The sequence below is a fragment of the Chryseobacterium nepalense genome (assembly GCF_023195755.1).
GTDB lineage: Bacteria > Bacteroidota > Bacteroidia > Flavobacteriales > Weeksellaceae > Chryseobacterium > Chryseobacterium nepalense.
This window is the reverse complement of the sequence record NZ_CP096203.1, coordinates 1178087-1195370: the sequence shown is the minus strand read 5'-3', so window position 1 is coordinate 1195370 and position 17284 is coordinate 1178087. Positions and strand designations below refer to the sequence as shown.

Here is a 17284-nt window from a genome sequence, read left to right as displayed (position 1 = left end):
GGCAGTTATTTATTCTATTGAAAATTCCAGACTAAGCCTTGCCATCAGATAACTGACGGTAGATTCTGCACCCTGATTGAGATTTACATTTTTTTCCTCAAGCCCATCATAGCAACCTCCCGTTGCAGGGTTATAAACAATCTGATTCAAATGATTTTTCCCCAAAAACCAGTTGAAGGAATTCTTCATCATTTGCAGATACTTTTCATCTTTAAAAGTTTTATAAAATGAAGATAAAGCCAGAAGGGTGTAGGCAACATCAATAGGTTGCTCTCCACCAATGGGGAGTACATTTTCAGTATTTTCTTTTTGCAGCCAGCCTTTATTGGAAATCACTTTTATGCTGTCATTAATCATAATTTTAGACATTAAAAACTGGAAAGACTCTTCAGCAATTTGCTTGTAAAGTTCATCCTTAGTAGAAATCCACGCACACAGTAAAGCTTCCGGCAATACGCTGTTTCCGTAGGTCAGATAATTCTCAAACCAATGCCAATCGTATTTTGCTTCATGTTGATACATTTTCACCAGACGATTTGCTAATTCTTTTAATAAAGGAAGGTTATTTTCTGAGTTTTGATAATACAATCCTTTAATAATAAAAGCCATTGCTCTTGTAGAATGAATTTTTTCTGCCCAGACAAGATTTTTCTGAATGATTTTTTCCGCATTCTCAGACAACTCCTGTGGCAAAATTTCTTTTAATGAAATTAAATAACCTAAAGCCCAGATTGCTCTTCCATTGGAGTCATCCAGATTAGTTTCATAGTTTTGATTAGTGAATTGTTTTTGTTCATTTACATAGTTCAGGAAACTCCCGTCTTTATGCTGGCAAAATTTAATAAAGTTTAAATAAATTAAAATCAATTGCAGATCTGCTTTGTTTCTACTGATTTGAAAATGCTTGCAAATAGCGATCATCGCCCGTGAATTATCATCCAGCGTATATCCTGAATTGATATCCCGTTTGCTTATCTTTGAAAACTGAATCATCCCAAAATCGGTTGTCATATTTTGAATATGCCTAAGATTGATTTCCGGTAGAGTATAATTGAGTTCTGTTTTATTATTTTTAAATTTCTGAAATAACAAAGCGTGTAAGATAGATGAATTTTCCCACGCTGTCGGAGCCATTTTTTCCAATGATTTCTGACGTAGCTCCTCTCGTTTGCTTTCATTTTCTAATAATGTGTTTACCGCAACAGCCAACTGCTCCGGAGCTTCAAAATCAATAATAATTCCTGTATCTTCCTTTAAAACTTCCATAGCATGCGGAATTGGAGTAGAAACAATGGCGGATCCGCTGCTGATTGCATAGGAAAATGTACCGCTTACTGCCTGATTTCTGTCTTTTGAGGTGAAAAGATAAACATCGGTAAGCTGAAGATATTCTAGTAATTCCTGAAGTGGAAGATAATCATTTATAAAGCGGATGTTGTTTTCCAGATGAAGGGTACAGGTAAGGTCTTCCAAAAAGTCACGATATTTTTCGCCTTCATGCCTTACTAATGCAGGATGTGTTTTGCCAAGAATTAAAAAAATGACATCAGGGTTTTTAGCAATGATTTCCGGTAAGGCTTTCAGTGTCGTTTCAATATTTTTTCCGGAGCCTAATAATCCGAAAGTGGAAAGAACTTTTTTATTTTTAAGATTATACTTTTCTTTCAAAGTAATTTTGTCTACGAAGGGCAAAAGGTGTGTTCCGTGAGGGATTACCGTAATTTTATCAGGAGAAAGGTCATAATGGTTCAAAAGAATGTCCGCTGAAATACTTGTCATTACGATAATAGATTTTGCATAATCTGCGATCTTTTTCACTTTTTCCTTCAGCTCTTTATCAGGGTTTGGCAAAACAGTGTGAAAAGTGATGATAATATCTTTTTTTAAGTTCTTGAGAAAAAGTAACAAACCATTTTGGGTTTCATTAAAAAATCCGAATTCGTGCTGAAGCATCACTAACTCAATAGCATCATTTTTGTTGATTTTTGCGGCTAATTCCAAGTAGGAAACGGCGTCCGAGATATTTAATTTATACTCGGTAAATTCTTGATATTCATAATTTTCCTCTTCTGTTTCCATCGGACAAATAATTGATTTGAAGGATTCTCCGAATTTCGACTGAAGAGATTTTATCAGATCTTGTGTATAAGTGGCAATTCCGCATACCTTTGGAGGAAATGTACTTACAAAGACAATCTCGGTTTTATTATAGATTTTGTGTTTTTTATCATTATAAGATTGTCTAATTGCTTTATCCTCCACGTCTGAATTATTATTTTTATTCATTTTAATTTCTTTTTTAATTTGCCGAATAATTTTCATACCGCGTACATCATAAGCTCTTTCAATAACTTTGAAATACTGAGTGAGGCAACAGCAATTCTTTCGTCTGCGGCTCCATAATAAATATATAGTTTGTTATTTTCCACAATGGTTCCCGTCGGGAAACATACATTGTTAACCTCACCCTTGAGTTCCCATTCTTTTTCGGGTTTGAAAAGCGGATAAGGAAGTCTGGAAATTTCTTTTTTTGGATTTTCAAGGTTCAGTAAAGCTGCACAGGCGTTGTAAACATAACCGTTAATGGTGTCATAAACACCGTGATAAATCATCAACCAGCCGTATTCTGTTTCTATTGGCGGACATCCACCTCCGATATAACTTGATTCGTGATCGTATTTTGGAGATAAAAGAACATGGTCTTTAAAATGTGAAAAGTAATCCTGCCAGAAATCAGAATTCAAGTCTTCAATATTTTTTATGCTGACAATCTGAATTTCAGGCCTTATTCTGTGAAGAAAATAAAATTTATCGTTTATTTTTCTTGGGAAGAAAATCAGATTTTTATCCCACAAAAAAACAGGATCGCTGTCAGGATGATTGGTTTGAAATTCGTTGTATCTTCTATATTTATCCGGGATTAAATCCTCTGATTCTGATAAAAGCTTAAACTCTTCATAAGAAATTTTTGGAACAATAATTTCCTTATTTTTCCAGGATTTGAGATCTTTTGAAGTCGTTAATGTTCCTAAAGCATTGATGCCATCATAACTGGTGTAAGTAAGATAAAACAAATCATCTATTTTTACAATTCGAGGATCTTCTACACCGTGTTTTTCGTATTCAGATTCAGGAACAATAATGGGTGAATCTGACCGTTTTTCTACCGTAAGCGGATCTGACAATATGCAATGCCCAACAGTTGAAAAATTACCCTTGGCAACAGCGCGGTAAAATACATGTATTTTGCCATTTTCCTTAATAATAGCAGGATTCAAAACCCCTTCGTTTTCAAAACTTAAATTGGTTTTTCTAAGTATAATTCCTTCTTTTTTTATTTCTACCATTTAGGTTGTTGCGTTGCGACTTTCATTTTCTTTGTCTTTCCTTTTGTTTTGTTTGGCTTCCCGCTTCTCTTTTAATGATTTTGCCGCAGGTGTTTTATCTGTTTTTTTCTTTGTATCCTTTTCTTTTGACATTTTAAAATATTTTTATTATATGTAAAGGTCATCTATTAAAAAAAGAAAGGTTTGTAATAGTCTATTAATTTGTTACATAAATCATAGTAATTAAAATTTAAAGGACTAACTTTGAAAGGATGGCTGTCAACATATAGATTGACAAACACGAAATACGGTAAGGATTATGAAGTTATATATAAAATATATGGTAAGCCTGCGCTGCAAGATGGTGGTTCATCAGGAGCTTGAAAAACTGAATATCAGAAATGCCGTAGTAGATTTAGGACTTGTAGAAATATTGGATGATATTACAGATGAACAGCGACAGTTTTTAAAAGAAAATCTCCTCAAAACCGGACTTGAATTACTTGATGATAAAAAAAGCATTCTGATCGAAAAAATAAAAAGTGCGGTTACAGAAATGATCCATTATTCCGAATCTCTTCCGAAAGAAAATTTCTCAGATTATATCAGTGAAAAGCTTGGTTACGATTACACTTACCTTGCCAATACATTTTCTGAAGTGAAAGGAATGACTTTACAGCATTTTATCATCATCAATAAAGTGGAAAGGGTAAAAGAGCTCCTTTTGTATGATGAACTCAATCTTACTGAAATCTCTTATAAACTCAATTACAGCAGTGTTGCGCATCTTTCCAACCAGTTTAAAAAAATAACTGGACTTTCTCCTTCTTTCTACAAACAGCTAAAGCAAAAACGGCTGAAAAATTTAGAAGACTTATAAAAAGTGTGATATATGTAAATTTAGTATTGAAATGTGTAGCGGGATAAGATTAAAATGGATCACCTTTGGATTGTAATAATTCTGTTACACAAAAATTCGAATTATGAATACAAATCACAATAAAGCTCATGAGGCTTTTAAAATTACAGGAGATTGGAAAGAACAATCAAAACAGTTAAAAGAAAAGTTTTCACAACTTAAAGATTCAGATTTGGTGCTTGAAAAAGGAAAAGAAAATGAATTGCTAGGAAGATTGCAAAATAAACTAAGTAAAAGCCGTGAAGAGGTTATTAAGATTCTTAATAACACTCAACTTTCATAATGAGTTTATTATAACTCCGGTAAACAGCTCAATATGTTTAAAGGGGTTTTAATACAAAAGGGGACGGGTACTTTTTTAGTTCCCGTCCTTTTTTATTCTGATATTATTATATTTCGTTTAACTAGAAAGATATGAAATCAACTTATAATTTGCAGAATCTTACCGGACAGATCTTCAATGTAACGGCTAAAATCCAGTCTTTATATCCTGAATTGTATTTTCTATTAAATGAGACTCCATTATTTATGTCACCGAACGAGAAAAATATTACAATGAAAGACTTTAAGCAATATCTTTCCTCTATTAGAATGCAGCTCATTACTTTCGAAAAAGCAAAAAATAAAAAATGAAAACAATTATATTATATAAATTTAAAAACTCTTTCACGCAGAAAATGCCTCTTCTGAAAGAAAATAATCTGCTTAGTTCGCTTAATGATCTGATGGCAATTGATCTTCTTGATACAGAAGTGATAACGGAATATACAATTGATGTTCCTGACGATTTTAATTTTGAATACCACAGCAATGAAGAATTGTTGGAATTGTGCAAGGCTTCTAAAAGTTTTATAGATTATCATTTTGTAACAACTTTAAACGACTATGATGTTATCTGATTTTAGCAATAAAAGTTTCAATTTATTAGTATACTAATAGATGTAATATTCTAAAATAAAAGCGCAATCTGATATATTGAGTATATCCAAACTAAAAAAATCAAAATGGCGCAAACTGTCTTTAGTTTGCGCCATTTGGTAAATATGTGACCTCGACAGGATTCAAACCTGTAACCTTCTGAGCCGTAATCAGATGCGCTATTCAGTTGCGCCACGAGGCCATTGTTTAATGGTTTGCAAATATAACACTTTTTTGCTTTCTTTGAAAGATGAAACCAAGAATTTTACTATTAATCGCGTTTTTAACGCTAACGGCTTGTAAAAGAGAACAAAAAAAATCTACTTCAGAACCTGTTTTAATTTCAAACAACGTTCAGTATACCGAAGAAAACGGAATTTTGAATATCCAGTCGGGAAAGTTTAGCTATAATTTTAAAGAAAATCAGCTTCCATTCAAAAAAATCATATTGCTGAATGCAAGTATGGCGGGATACATAACCGAACTGGGAGCTGAAAATATGATAATCGGCGTTGCAAGCCCGGAGTATATTTATTCCGAAAATATTCAAAAATTAGTAAGAGAAGGTAAAATTCAAAACGTCGGAAATGAACAGAAATATGATGTGGAAAAAATCATTTCTTTAAAACCCGATGCTATTTTTACCAATCATATCGCGAGTTTCGACAATACCTATAAACTTTTGAAAGATAATGGAATTCAGGTTGTATTTTTAGATGAATATCTTGAGCAGAATCCGCTTGAAAAAACGGCCTATATTAAACTTTTCGGGAAACTTTTCGGGAAAAGTGACACAGCAATGGCTAAATATGATGAAATTATTAAAAACTATCAGGATCTAAAGCAGCTAGCTGCTAAAGCTAAAGAAAGACCTACTATTCTTGCAAACGAAATGTATGGCGACATCTGGTATCTTCCCGGCGGAAAAACATCACTGGCACATTTTATTTCAGACGCCAATGCCAATTATATTTTGAAAAATAATACGGAAGAAAAAGCAGTTACAATGAGCTTTGAAGAGGTTTTTGCAAAAGCAGGCCAGGTTCAGTACTGGATCAACGCAGGAAACCATCCTTCGAAAAAAGAAATGCTGACAATGAACCCTGTTTACAACAAATTGCCTGTTTTTAATAAAGGGAAAGTGTATGTAATTACCGCAAAAGAAAAAGCCAAAGCCAATGATTTTTTCGAAAGCGGTGTGGTAAGATCAGATCTTGTGTTAAAAGATTATATTAAAATTTTCCATCCTGAACTTTTGCCGGGCTATCAGCTTACCTACATGAAAGAATTGCAATAACTCGGACTATTTGCTTATTTTTGACTTTTCATTTTTTAAATTATGTGGAAAACGATTAAACGCATCATATTCATCATTCTTATTCTGAACGTAGTATTTATTGTTTGGGGAAGATTTTTTAACCCGCCTATAACGATTACACAAATAGGAGGATTATTAAAATACGGAAAATTGAACAGAGACTATGTTTCGTATGAGGAAATGGGGAACAATGTAAAAAAAGCAGTTATCGCTTCCGAAGACCAGAAATTCTTTTCACATAACGGTTTCGATTACACTGCCATTGAAAAGGCGATGAAGCACAATGAAAAAGGTAAAAAAATCAGGGGAGGAAGCACCATTTCCCAGCAGACAGCAAAAAATATATTTTTGTGGCAGGGAAGAAGCTGGTTCAGAAAGGGGCTTGAAGCTGTTTATACTTTTATTATCGAAAAAGTGTGGAGCAAAGACATTATCCTCGAAAGATACCTCAACTCCATCGAAATGGGACAGGGCGTTTTCGGAGTTGAAGCCGCCTCAAAGTATTATTTCGGGAAATCTTCAAAAGACCTTACTGTATCCGAAGCAGCTTGGATAGCAGCCGTTTTGCCCAATCCTAAAAAATATGATCCTAAAAATCCTTCAGCCTATTTAAGAAAGAAACATAATTGGATCATGAGACAAATGAGGAATGTGAGTTTGAAATAGTATCTTTGTACTAATGAAACTCTTTAAATCCGGTAACAATTTCGAGTCTGTTCTTAAAAAATATTTTTCCTTTAAGAATGAGACAGCTTCTCTTGAACCCTTTTCAGAATTTCTGGAAAGTGCTAAAAGTGCGGATTTTACAGATGTGATTAATTTCCTGAGAAATAATCCGCCAGTCGCAGAAAATTTTAAAAAGTATATTCATAATATTTTCAGGGATAAAACCTTTAATCTGTCTTTAACAGAAGCGAATATTCTCTCAGAAAATGCTTTCGTTCCTGAACTTAAGAAAAGAATTCTTAATAAGATTCTGCCCCCCGTTGTCAATGAACAGACGATCTGGTACATGATCGACAATGTAAGTTTTACACCGAAAAAAGATATTGAATTTCTTCAGAATCTGCCGGAGAATGAGATTGATGAATTCTTTAAAATTTTAGGATTATCGGATTTTATCATAAAGCCACAAGTAAAAAAAGAGTTGCTTTTCTCAATGAACATACTTTCGTGGCGCGTTACCGGCTCGGCAATGGAAGTTGAGGTAGTAAGGATGGCGCCTCAATATCGTAATTTTGATAATCCTTTTCTTGCTTTACAGAATGAGCTTGAGGAGCTTGCTGCAGAATTTGAGAAAGATCCGGAACTGCAGCTGCATTCTAAAGACAGCCGCTATAAGCAGATAAAAATTTACATCGAACAATGTCTCGAATTTGTAAATATTTCATTTAAAAACTCATCTAAATACGGAATTTCCGGGAAAATCAACCAGTCTCTGCTGAAAATCCGCCAGCAGGTTCAGAGAATTTATGAAACGGTACAGCTGTTGGTAATTGATGATGAAAAAGATATTTTAATCAATTCAAAGCAATTGGTATTTAATATTTTAAGTTATAAATCACACAGGAATAATATTTCAGAGCTTATTAATGACAGCACAAGGCTGATTTCGCATCTCATTACCAATCATACGGCTGAAACAGGAGCACACTATATTACATCCACACGCAAAGAATATATGACGATGTTCTATAAAGCCAGCGGCGGCGGAATTATTGTAGGAGCGCTTTGTGTTTTGAAAATGCTGTACGGCTATGTTCCGGGAAGTGATTTTTCACACGCATTCCTGTATTCCATGAACTATGCAATGGGTTTTGTGATGATTTACCTGATGGGCTTTACGCTGGCAACAAAACAGCCTGCGATGACAGCCGCCACCATGACGAAAGTTCTGTCTGAAGAAGGGAATATAAAAACAGACAGCAAAGAATTTGCCCACCTGGTCTCAAAGCTGTTCCGAAGCCAGTTTATTGCTTTTGTAGGAAATGTTCTTTTATCTTTCCCTGTCGCATTGATTATTATCTATGGCCTCGACGTTTTTTTCTCACAGAATCTTGCTGTTGAAAGGTCTGATAAACTCCTCAAAGATCTTGATCCTTTTAAATCCAAAGCGGTACTGCATGCATGTATTGCAGGATTTTACCTTTTTATTTCGGGCATTATATCTGGAAATATCGGCAACAATTCCGTGTTTTATCAGATACCGGAGAGAATATCAAAAAACCTTTCCATCAGAAGATTATTTGGAAAGAACTTTGCAAAAGGCTTATCAAAATATTATGCTAAAAACTGGCCGGGTATTGTATCGAATTTCTGGTTCGGGGTATTTCTCGGAGCGACGGCTCCGGTAGGATTATTTTTAGGTCTTGACTTGGATATCAGGCATATTACTTTTGCAGCAGGAAATTTTGCACTGGGGCTTTACGGAAAAGATTTCACCATAGATTCTTATACATTCTGCATCTCACTATTTACCGTTTTCCTGATCGGGTTTTTCAATTTTGCGGTCAGCTTTAGTTTATCTATGTTTCTGGCATTCCGATCAAGAAAGCTTAATTTCGGACAGGTAAGTGAAATCTATAAAGGGATTTTCAGATATTTTCTGAAAAATCCGTTGAGGTTTTTTATCCCGCTGCGTTCCGGACTTGATAAAAGAACGGATGATCTTATGAACAGCAGGATTACTACGAAATCTGAAGATCATTAAATTTCTCAGCACCAAACTTATCCTGGAATTTCTTCAGATAAAAACTTTTACGCATCTGAAAATCGTTTTTCAATAGCGGTGAATGGATTTTGATAATCACGGTTTTGTCTTCAATATTTACACTTTTAATTTCCCGGAAAAGGCTTTCATCAAGATATTCCTCTAAGAAATCCTTGATCTCAAAGGCAATCAGTTTATCTTCAAAACCATAGATCCTTGCGAAAGATTTCACAAGGTCGGATGACTGGTATTCCCGTTTTTTATTTTTCTTCATGATAAAATTCTGTTACATCAAACGGATTATAATTCGAAAATGATACTTTCCTCATTAATTTTTTTAACCACACTTTCTGTACGTTCCCGATGGGTATCTGTAATAAAAATCTGCCCGAAATTTTCCTGATTTACCAGCTCAATCAGCTGAGAAACCCTGTTGTCATCAAGTTTATCAAAAATATCATCCAGCAGCAGAATCGGCGTTTTTTTGGTAAGTTCTTTTACAAGGCTCATCTGTGCAAGCTTTAAGGAAATAAGGAAAGATTTTTGCTGTCCTTGTGAACCTATTTTTTTAATTAAAACAGAGTCCATTTCAAACAAAAGATCATCTTTATGAATGCCTTTTGAAGTATAGGTAAGCATTCTGTCACGCTCCAGGCTTTCTTTTAACAGGTCTTCGAAAGAGTTTTCCAAAAGATGGGATTCATAAATTACCGAAACATGTTCCATGCCCCCGGAAATAATCTGATAAAAACTCTGAACGATAGGATTCAGCTTTTCAACAAAATCCCTGCGTTTTATGAAAATCTTGGTTCCGGTTCTGGTAATGGGATCATCATAGATTTCCAGGGAATCTTTGTCCCAGATTCTGTTTTTAGCAAAATATTTTAATAGTGCATTTCTTTGCTGAATGGCTTTCTGATATTGGATGAGATCAAACAGATATTCGGAATCGGTCTGAGAGATCATGGAATCCAGAAACTTCCTTCTGCTTTCTCCGGAATCTGAAATCAGGTTGGAATCGTAGGGGGAAATCATGACGCTGGGCAGATAGCCGATATGATCCGCGAGCCGGTCGTAGCTTTTGTCATTCTTTTTGATGATCTTCTTGGCTTCTTTCGGCTGAGAAATTTTAATGACATCTTCACTGTCTTCATTCATAATTTCTGCATCAATTGTGAAAAAATCTTCCTCATGCCTGATATTATTGAGATCAGTGTTTCCCAGGAAACTTTTTCCTACTGAAAGATAGTGGAGCGCATCCAGGATATTGGTTTTTCCGACACCGTTATTTCCCACAAAACAGTTGATCTGCGGTGAAAACTCAAATCTCTTTTCAGAATGGTTCTTAAAATTATACAACGAAAGTTTCTTGATAATCATTCTTCAAAAATACTTCATTATTACTGAAAATAAAAAAGGAAGTGCAGAGCACGTTTCCACTCCGAAAGAAAAATAGACATCATCTCTTTCGTTCTCAGAGAAATAAATAAAAATATACGTAATAATACCTGAAAGAAAAAAAGAAACCGAATAATTAAAAGTAAGATATTGCGAAGCAAGCATCATGCTTAGAAATACTAGGATATAAGCAATGTATTTGGTATTCTGAACGCCGATAAGTGCAGGAAAAGTCTTTACTGTGTCCACTTTCATATCACGGATGTCAAACGGAAGTACCAATGCGGTAATGAAAAAAACTGATCATGAATATAGGAATATTAAATTCCGGCAGCGTAAGCCAGCAGTTCACCAGCGCCCAGACCAGACCGACATAAAATACTTTCAGCAACGGGATTTTCCGGATGTAAAGATCAAGAAAAAAACTATTGTAGAGAAGTCCCAGAAAAACAATGATGCCCCATTTTATCAGGCGTATTTCATTATGATTATAAATAATTAAAAGAGCGCAAATCATCCCGGCGACAATATTCAGAATCAGTATTTTAAAGAAATGTTTTGTTTTCTGGTACTTGGTGTAAAGATATCCGCTGAAATAGGTGATAAAAATCAGGAAAACAGTAGGATAACGGAATGTGTTTTGCTCCTCCATGAAGAATACTGCAAAAAGGGTCCCCATTAAAGAAACATACAATTGGCTGTCTATAACGGATTTTTTCAGTATTTTTAAGAAATTCATTTATCAAAAATAACATATATGAAAAGATTTTCCAAGATTTTTATGCTTTTGCTGCTCCTGCTGAATTTTTCGGTGGTTTTTGCTCAGAAATATTATGATGAGCAATGGAAAAAAGTAGCTGCAAATTCTCAGAAAGGAGCTTATAAATCAAATCTTCCCATCATTTCAGAAATACAAAAACAAGCGATGAAAGACTATAATATCGTACAGCTAATTCAGTCTTTAAAGGCGGAATTCATCATAATTAACCGAATTCAGGATGATGAAAAAAACAATATGGCAAGTCAGTTTTTCAAAAAACTTACGGATGTAGAAAAACAGCTGAAAGGTGATGACAAAGTACTATTTGAGGTTTTACTGAATAGTTTTTTCCTTGATTATTATAATGAGCATTCCTGGGAAATAAGACAGCGTACCAATATCAATTCGCAGGATCTGTCACAAATAGAAACCTGGAGCAGGCTTGATTTTAAAAATTATTTAAATAAAAGCTATCAGACGCTTGATCTGCAAAAAGAAAAAATGAAGAAAATTGCTTTGAAAAAGTTTGAAAACACATTTTCAAATGGCGATTATATTACTTATTTTCCAACATTATGGGACTGGTATCTTATCCAGGAAAATATTTTTTTTGCCAACAATGATTTTTTCACTAAAAATGAGCTCGAAGAAAACCGCATTAAAATTAGTACAAACTTTGATGAATTAATCACTCAGAATACCGGCAATTCAAAACTGTATTTTATGCACCAAAAATTGCAGCAAAACTGTAATTTCAATCAGTGCAAAGACAGGTTGGTGCAGCTTCGTAATCTTTTGAAATCCGACGCGGAAGGCGATTATAAAGTCCTGATCATGGAGGATATCATGAATCAGCTGATTTCTGATAAAAAGCAAAAAGAAGCGCTGGAAATAGCCGCTCAGGCCAAAAAACAATATCCGAAATCTCCTTTCATCGGTAATATAAAAAATATAGAAAATCAGATTTTAAATCCGTTTTTGAATATAAAATACGAACAGCAGACTCAAAGCAATAAACCGATTCACTTTGTTGCAGAATATAAAAATGTGAGTTCTTTTTCCATCAATATTTATGAGGTGAAAGAGGATCTGACATCATTTCTAAAATATGCCAAAAATCCTTATGCCAATACGTTCAGCAGTGTTAAAAAGAATCTTATTAGAAAAGAGGCATATCAGCTGAATGATCCAAAAGATTACCAAAATCACAAAACATCTCTGGAAATAAAGTCTCTTCCGTCCGGAATTTATCTTGCAGAATACACTGTTGACGGAATCAGCGCCAAAGATGCCGAAGCTGAAAAAGATTTTTATTTTCTGGTCTCAGACAACAGAGTTATTTACCAGTCAAAGACCGACAGAAATCAGTTAGAGAATGAATTAAAATTGGTTAACAGCGAAAACGGACAGCCTGTTGCTAATGAGAGTCTTACGTTTTATGAATTTGTTTCAAATAAAAACGTCAATACGATACAAGGTAAAACCGACGGTAAAGGTGTTTTTACATTTCCAACAACAATCAATAAAGATTATTACAGAACTTTCCTCATCTCAGAATCGAAAACAAATAATTTTCAGATGATGGATGTGTATGGAAACCGAGACTCCGTTGTAGATCGAAACAATGAAACGAAGCCCACCAAGGCCCAGATTTTTATGGACAGGGCCATCTACAGACCCGGACAAACAGTTTATTTTAAAGTGATTAATACCAGTCTTGATAAAGAGAAAGAGAAAGAGTCCGTTATTTCAGGGCTACAGCAAAAAATAACATTAACGGATGCAAACGGGCAGGAAGTTTCTTCGCAGACATTCACCACCAATGAATTCGGTTCTTATCACGGAAGTTTTATGTTGCCGAAAGGTAAATTAAACGGAGTTTTCTATTTAAAGACCGATACCAATGAAGGGTATAAAGATTTCAGCGTTGAAGAATATAAACGACCGAAGTTTGAAGTAACCTTTGATCCCGTAAAAGACGAATACAAATACGGACAAACCATTGAGCTGAAAGGGAAAGCTATGATGTTTTCCGGAGTTGCTTTAAGCAATACAATGGTACAGTACGAAATTAAAAAACACAATATCCGCTGGAGGTATTTTTCCTGGTATCCGCAGGATGATGATAATGAAAATTCTGTTTTGGGAGAAGCAAAAACCAATGAAAAAGGAGAATTTACCATTAAGCTTGATCTTAAAAAAGATGACAATGTAGAAGGTATCCAGATTGATAACTATGAAATCAATGCTTCCGTTACGGATATCAACGGGGAAACACAGAGTGCGGATACACAGTTGAAAGTTGCGTCAGTTTCCCATTATATACAGGCTGAGGAAATTAAAGATGTATTCTCTGATGAAAATATAAAGCTGAAAGTTGAAACCAAAAATTATAATGAACAGAACCTTAAAAAATCGTATCAGGTAAAATTATCAAAGCTGCAGGCGCCGGACAGAATTTTCAGGGACAATTTTACATCTGAAGTTCAGGATATGCCGAAATACTCAAAAGCAGAGTTCATCAGCAAATTTCCTCATGATCTTTATGATAAAAATGATGAAAAGAAAAACTGGAAAACAGCTTCTGTTATTCTTAATGATGTAAAAAGAAATGAAGAATCGCTTGATCTTGGAAAACTGGAAGCGGGAGATTATCATCTCGAATTATACAATATCGAAGGTAAAGACACGATAAAAACGACTCAGAATTTCAGTGTCTGGGATAAAAAATCTTTAAAGCCGAATCAAAAAACCTTCCTTACGGTTCTACAGCCTAAAAAAGAATTTTTAAGAGGCGAAAAAGCGGTTTTTACTGTTTATTCTTCAGTGCCTGAAGCCTGGCTGAATATTTTTGTTCAGGACGGTTCTGGAAAAACAGTTTCAGAAGTTCGGCAATTTAAAAACGGAATGGTAGAATATACAGCAGACATTCCGAAAGATAAAAATATTCAGACGTTGAATGTGCAGTTTCAGGTGGTAGCTTTTAATGATGTTCAGACAGAATCTGTCAATCTTGCCATAAAAGATGCAGAGCAGCCTTTAAGAATTGAAACCATTACTTTCAGAGATAAAATTCAGCCGAACTCAAAAGAAAAATGGTCGGTAAAAGTGTCTGGAAATGAAAAAGAGAAATTTAATGCTGAGGTTCTAGCCAATATGTACGATATGTCTCTGGATAAATTTGTGATCCATAGATTCAACTGGTACAGTTTATATACGCCGGTTTCCATTGTTACTTCTTATGACATCAGAAAATACCTTAATCAGCAATATTATCAGAAAAGATTAGAATATATGGCGAAAAAACAAGTGGGTGTTCCTATTTTTAATTGGTTTGATAGGAGCTTTTTTAGATCACTGCAGGGTAATTTATCTGGACTTAGAATTCGTAGCGCTGCCAATCCGGCAGCAATGGCAGATAGTATTTCAAATAAAAATATTGAAGAGGTGGTTGTAATGGGCTACAGCAAAGTAGCTGCAACAGCTTCAGAAGTTGTTGCTGACGATGTTGATTATGACGGAGTTCTTGATAAAGACGACAAACCCCTGGAAAATATCCCTGTCCGCCAGAATCTTAATGAAACTGCTTTCTTTTATCCTGATTTAAAAACAGATTCCGAAGGAAACGTAAGCTTCGAGTTTAATTCTCCGGAAGCGTTGACGAAATGGAAGTTAATGTTCCTGGCTCACACAAAAGATGCAAAGGCAGCAACTTTGGAAAAAGAAGTCATAACCCAAAAAGAATTTTCGGTAACACCCAATTATCCACGATTTTTAAGAGAAGGTGACGAATTAAATTTACAATCAAAACTGTCGAATTTAACGAATAAAAAATTAAACGGTTCGGCAAGCTTACAAATCCTGGATGCTATCACTAATGAAGATATTTCGTCTCAATTCGGATTACATTCAAGTGCCAAGAATTTTGATTTAAGTGAAAACGAAAATTCAGCGTTAACATGGAACATAAAAGTTCCGGAGAATGTTTCTTCGATCATTTTGAAAGTAGTTGCCAAAGCCGGTCAGTTTTCCGATGGCGAACAAAAAGCGGTGGCTGTTTTACCAAACAGAATGCTGGTGACAGATGCGGTTCCGATTTTCGTGAAAGAAGGTGTAACCAAAACATTTACATTGGAAAATCTTAAAAATACAACTTCAACATCAATTTCCAATGTTTCCAATACGCTGGAATTAACGACCAATCCGATCTGGGAAATCATGTTTGCGCTTCCAAGCCTTAAAAATGACCAGAATAATTCTGCCGATGTGATCTTCAATAAATGGTTTGCGGATGTTTTGGCTTCAGAAATTTTCAGGGCTAATCCGAAGATGAAAGCTGTTTTTGAAGAATATCAGAATAAAGGATTATTAAACTCCAATCTGGAGAAAAACCAGGAATTAAAACAATTGTTACTGGAAGAAACGCCGTGGGTTTTGGAAAGTAAAAATGAAGAAGAGCAAATGGCTAAACTGGCATTGTTGTTTGATGTAAATTCAATGAAAAATTCAATTAATCAGGATTGGGATGATCTCAGAAAACTGCAGAATCCTGATGGCGGATTCTCCTGGTATCAGGGATATCCGAGTTCCTATTCCACATCATTGTATATCCTGAAAAACTTAGGAAAAATTAATATTTGGCTGAAAGATCATGTAAATGATTATCAAAGCTCCGAACAAAATGATTTGGTTAAAAAACTCATTCAGTATGTAGATAACGAGATTGCTAAATATGGTACTTCGGCTTCGCTTAAATCAAATAAAGAAAATATCCTGAACAACTGGACGCTGGAGTATCTTGATACCCGGAATTACTGGGAAAAACAATATCCTTTAACAGTAAAAAGCGAGACAATAAAATCACTGGTAAAACAAAAAGCAAAAACAGCAAAAATCACGGATTTCACATTTTTCGGATTGCATCGTACTGCTTTACTGATGAATGATTTCGGTTTGAAAGATGTTTCGGATAAATTAATGAATTATTTAAAAGAAACTTCCGTAGACTCAAAAGCTCAGGGCGTTTACTGGAAACAGAATCTTGACGACTGGGGTTGGTTCAGCTCAAAAGTTGTGAATCATGCCGGAGCGTTGGAAGCATTTAATACATTAAAGCCAAGCGATCAGAAATTTATTGAAGATTTGAAAATCTGGCTGATCACACAGAAAGAAGTGAATTCATGGGGAAGCTCGAGAGCAACTTCGGAAGTAATTTTCACGATCCTAAATTCAGGAAAATCATGGACTTCTGCTGAAAGTGATAAAGCAACCATTATTTGGGGTGGAAAAGAACTGAAGCCGGAAACCCAGGCAAGCGGTTATGTGAAATCTACAATAAAAACGGATGTTCTTAATAAAAATCTTGCTGAGGTTACCATTACCAAGCCGGGACCGGGAATCGTTCAGGGAGGTTTATTCTGGCAATATTATGAAGATCTGGACAAAATCAAATCTTCAGAAAATTATCTGTCGGTAACAAAAGAATTGTACAGAAAAATCAAAACAGTCAACGGTGAAGAATTACAGAAAATAACACCGGAAACTCCGTTGAAAGTAGGAGATAAAGTTACGGTAAGAATGATTTTAAATACAGACCGTGCCATGGAATTTATTCATATCAAAGACATGCGGGCAGCTGGTTTTGAACCTTTGGATGTACTATCCGGATACCAGTGGAAAAATAATTTAGGCTATTATCAATCCACAAAGGATGCTTCCACGAATTTCTATATTCAGTATATGCCGAAAGGAAAATATGTATTTGAATATGATTATGTAGCGAACGCTTCCGGAAAATTCTCAAACGGAATTACCACGATCCAGAATTATTATGCGCCGCAGATGAATGCGCATTCAAAAGGAGACACAGTAAAAATCTCCGAATAAATTCATCTTTTAATCTTAACATAAAAACTCCGCAAATCAACAGATATGC

Annotated in this window: 15 protein-coding genes and 1 tRNA gene; 8 read left to right on the top strand and 8 right to left on the bottom strand. The window is 34.9% G+C overall.

What is annotated here, in order from left to right:
- Positions 1-9: 9 nt before the first annotated feature.
- From M0D58_RS05085 to M0D58_RS18110, 3 genes are read right to left on the bottom strand one after another with little or no spacing between them, the layout of a single operon-like run.
- The gene (locus M0D58_RS05085; RefSeq protein WP_248393971.1) at positions 10-2286 is read right to left on the bottom strand and encodes a glycosyltransferase; all 2277 of its coding nucleotides are present in this window, start codon (positions 2284-2286) and stop codon (positions 10-12) included.
- Between the two features lie 32 nt (positions 2287-2318).
- The gene (locus tag M0D58_RS05080) at positions 2319-3347 is read right to left on the bottom strand and encodes a glycoside hydrolase family 130 protein (RefSeq protein ID WP_248393969.1); all 1029 of its coding nucleotides are present in this window, start codon (positions 3345-3347) and stop codon (positions 2319-2321) included.
- A complete protein-coding gene (locus M0D58_RS18110) occupies positions 3348-3479 on the bottom strand; it encodes a hypothetical protein (RefSeq protein WP_262486255.1) in 132 nt (43 codons plus the stop codon).
- Positions 3480-3645: 166 nt separating this feature from the next.
- Here M0D58_RS18110 and M0D58_RS05075 point away from each other — a divergent pair, with 166 nt between their 5' ends.
- The 4 genes from M0D58_RS05075 to M0D58_RS05060 all read left to right on the top strand — a co-directional run bounded on the left by M0D58_RS05075 (position 3646) and on the right by M0D58_RS05060 (position 5144).
- Positions 3646-4206 carry a helix-turn-helix domain-containing protein gene (locus tag M0D58_RS05075; protein ID WP_051289100.1) on the top strand — a complete coding sequence of 187 codons (561 nt, stop codon included), beginning with the start codon at positions 3646-3648 and terminating at the stop codon, positions 4204-4206.
- Between the two features lie 103 nt (positions 4207-4309).
- Entirely contained in the window at positions 4310-4528 is a 219-nt protein-coding gene (locus M0D58_RS05070; RefSeq protein ID WP_027378534.1) for a CsbD family protein, read from the top strand.
- Between the two features lie 131 nt (positions 4529-4659).
- The gene (locus tag M0D58_RS05065) at positions 4660-4878 is read left to right on the top strand and encodes a hypothetical protein (protein ID WP_248393967.1); all 219 of its coding nucleotides are present in this window, start codon (positions 4660-4662) and stop codon (positions 4876-4878) included.
- The gene (locus M0D58_RS05060) at positions 4875-5144 is read left to right on the top strand and encodes a heme oxygenase (RefSeq protein WP_248393965.1); all 270 of its coding nucleotides are present in this window, start codon (positions 4875-4877) and stop codon (positions 5142-5144) included. The genes M0D58_RS05065 and M0D58_RS05060 overlap by 4 nt, the downstream gene beginning before the upstream one ends.
- Before the next feature lie 147 nt (positions 5145-5291).
- Here M0D58_RS05060 and M0D58_RS05055 read toward each other — a convergent pair.
- Positions 5292-5365, bottom strand: a tRNA-Arg gene (locus M0D58_RS05055).
- 48 nt (positions 5366-5413) lie between these two features.
- Here M0D58_RS05055 and M0D58_RS05050 point away from each other — a divergent pair.
- The 3 genes from M0D58_RS05050 to M0D58_RS05040 are packed head-to-tail and all read left to right on the top strand — an operon-like array spanning position 5414 to position 9191.
- The gene (locus M0D58_RS05050; RefSeq protein WP_248393963.1) at positions 5414-6460 is read left to right on the top strand and encodes an ABC transporter substrate-binding protein; all 1047 of its coding nucleotides are present in this window, start codon (positions 5414-5416) and stop codon (positions 6458-6460) included.
- A gap of 42 nt (positions 6461-6502) precedes the next feature.
- Positions 6503-7147, top strand: a complete 645-nt coding sequence (gene mtgA / locus M0D58_RS05045; protein WP_248393961.1) for a monofunctional biosynthetic peptidoglycan transglycosylase — start codon at positions 6503-6505, stop codon at positions 7145-7147.
- A gap of 13 nt (positions 7148-7160) precedes the next feature.
- Positions 7161-9191, top strand: coding sequence for a site-specific recombinase (locus tag M0D58_RS05040; RefSeq protein ID WP_248393960.1), 2031 nt, complete (start codon positions 7161-7163; stop codon positions 9189-9191).
- Here the strand turns inward: M0D58_RS05040 and M0D58_RS05035 are convergent.
- Genes M0D58_RS05035 through M0D58_RS05020 form a run of 4 tightly spaced genes read right to left on the bottom strand, consistent with a single transcriptional unit; the run spans position 9169 to position 11328 of the window.
- The gene (locus tag M0D58_RS05035; protein WP_248393959.1) at positions 9169-9465 is read right to left on the bottom strand and encodes a hypothetical protein; all 297 of its coding nucleotides are present in this window, start codon (positions 9463-9465) and stop codon (positions 9169-9171) included. The genes M0D58_RS05040 and M0D58_RS05035 overlap by 23 nt on opposite strands.
- 26 nt (positions 9466-9491) lie before the next feature.
- Complete coding sequence (gene recF, locus M0D58_RS05030; protein WP_248393958.1) at positions 9492-10571, bottom strand: DNA replication/repair protein RecF; 1080 nt, start codon at positions 10569-10571, stop codon at positions 9492-9494.
- A 3-nt stretch (positions 10572-10574) separates the two neighbouring features.
- On the bottom strand, positions 10575-10844 hold the full coding sequence (locus tag M0D58_RS05025) for a hypothetical protein (protein WP_248393957.1): 270 nt from the start codon (positions 10842-10844) through the stop codon (positions 10575-10577).
- Positions 10845-10854: 10 nt separating this feature from the next.
- Positions 10855-11328: a hypothetical protein gene (locus M0D58_RS05020; RefSeq protein ID WP_248393956.1), complete on the bottom strand. Its 474-nt coding sequence runs from the start codon at positions 11326-11328 to the stop codon at positions 10855-10857.
- An 18-nt stretch (positions 11329-11346) separates the two neighbouring features.
- On the opposite strand from M0D58_RS05020, the gene M0D58_RS05015 reads away from it, so the two are divergent.
- Positions 11347-17235, top strand: a complete 5889-nt coding sequence (locus M0D58_RS05015) for an alpha-2-macroglobulin family protein (RefSeq protein ID WP_248393955.1) — start codon at positions 11347-11349, stop codon at positions 17233-17235.
- The last annotated feature ends 49 nt before the right edge of the window (positions 17236-17284 follow it).

What these genes read in the sequence shown, in the direction of transcription:
- M0D58_RS05050 (WP_248393963.1), top strand. Translation starts at nt 5,414, where the DNA reads ATGAAACCAAGAATTTTACTATTAATCGCGTTTTTAACGCTAACGGCT.
- M0D58_RS05065 (WP_248393967.1), top strand. Translation starts at nt 4,660, where the DNA reads ATGAAATCAACTTATAATTTGCAGAATCTTACCGGACAGATCTTCAAT.
- recF (WP_248393958.1), bottom strand. Translation starts at nt 10,571, where the DNA reads ATGATTATCAAGAAACTTTCGTTGTATAATTTTAAGAACCATTCTGAA.
- M0D58_RS05085 (WP_248393971.1), bottom strand. Translation starts at nt 2,286, where the DNA reads ATGAATAAAAATAATAATTCAGACGTGGAGGATAAAGCAATTAGACAA.
- M0D58_RS05070 (WP_027378534.1), top strand. Translation starts at nt 4,310, where the DNA reads ATGAATACAAATCACAATAAAGCTCATGAGGCTTTTAAAATTACAGGA.
- M0D58_RS05020 (WP_248393956.1), bottom strand. Translation starts at nt 11,328, where the DNA reads ATGAATTTCTTAAAAATACTGAAAAAATCCGTTATAGACAGCCAATTG.
- M0D58_RS05035 (WP_248393959.1), bottom strand. Translation starts at nt 9,465, where the DNA reads ATGAAGAAAAATAAAAAACGGGAATACCAGTCATCCGACCTTGTGAAA.
- M0D58_RS05025 (WP_248393957.1), bottom strand. Translation starts at nt 10,844, where the DNA reads ATGAAAGTGGACACAGTAAAGACTTTTCCTGCACTTATCGGCGTTCAG.
- mtgA (WP_248393961.1), top strand. Translation starts at nt 6,503, where the DNA reads ATGTGGAAAACGATTAAACGCATCATATTCATCATTCTTATTCTGAAC.
- M0D58_RS18110 (WP_262486255.1), bottom strand. Translation starts at nt 3,479, where the DNA reads ATGTCAAAAGAAAAGGATACAAAGAAAAAAACAGATAAAACACCTGCG.
- M0D58_RS05075 (WP_051289100.1), top strand. Translation starts at nt 3,646, where the DNA reads ATGAAGTTATATATAAAATATATGGTAAGCCTGCGCTGCAAGATGGTG.
- M0D58_RS05040 (WP_248393960.1), top strand. Translation starts at nt 7,161, where the DNA reads ATGAAACTCTTTAAATCCGGTAACAATTTCGAGTCTGTTCTTAAAAAA.
- M0D58_RS05080 (WP_248393969.1), bottom strand. Translation starts at nt 3,347, where the DNA reads ATGGTAGAAATAAAAAAAGAAGGAATTATACTTAGAAAAACCAATTTA.
- M0D58_RS05060 (WP_248393965.1), top strand. Translation starts at nt 4,875, where the DNA reads ATGAAAACAATTATATTATATAAATTTAAAAACTCTTTCACGCAGAAA.
- M0D58_RS05015 (WP_248393955.1), top strand. Translation starts at nt 11,347, where the DNA reads ATGAAAAGATTTTCCAAGATTTTTATGCTTTTGCTGCTCCTGCTGAAT.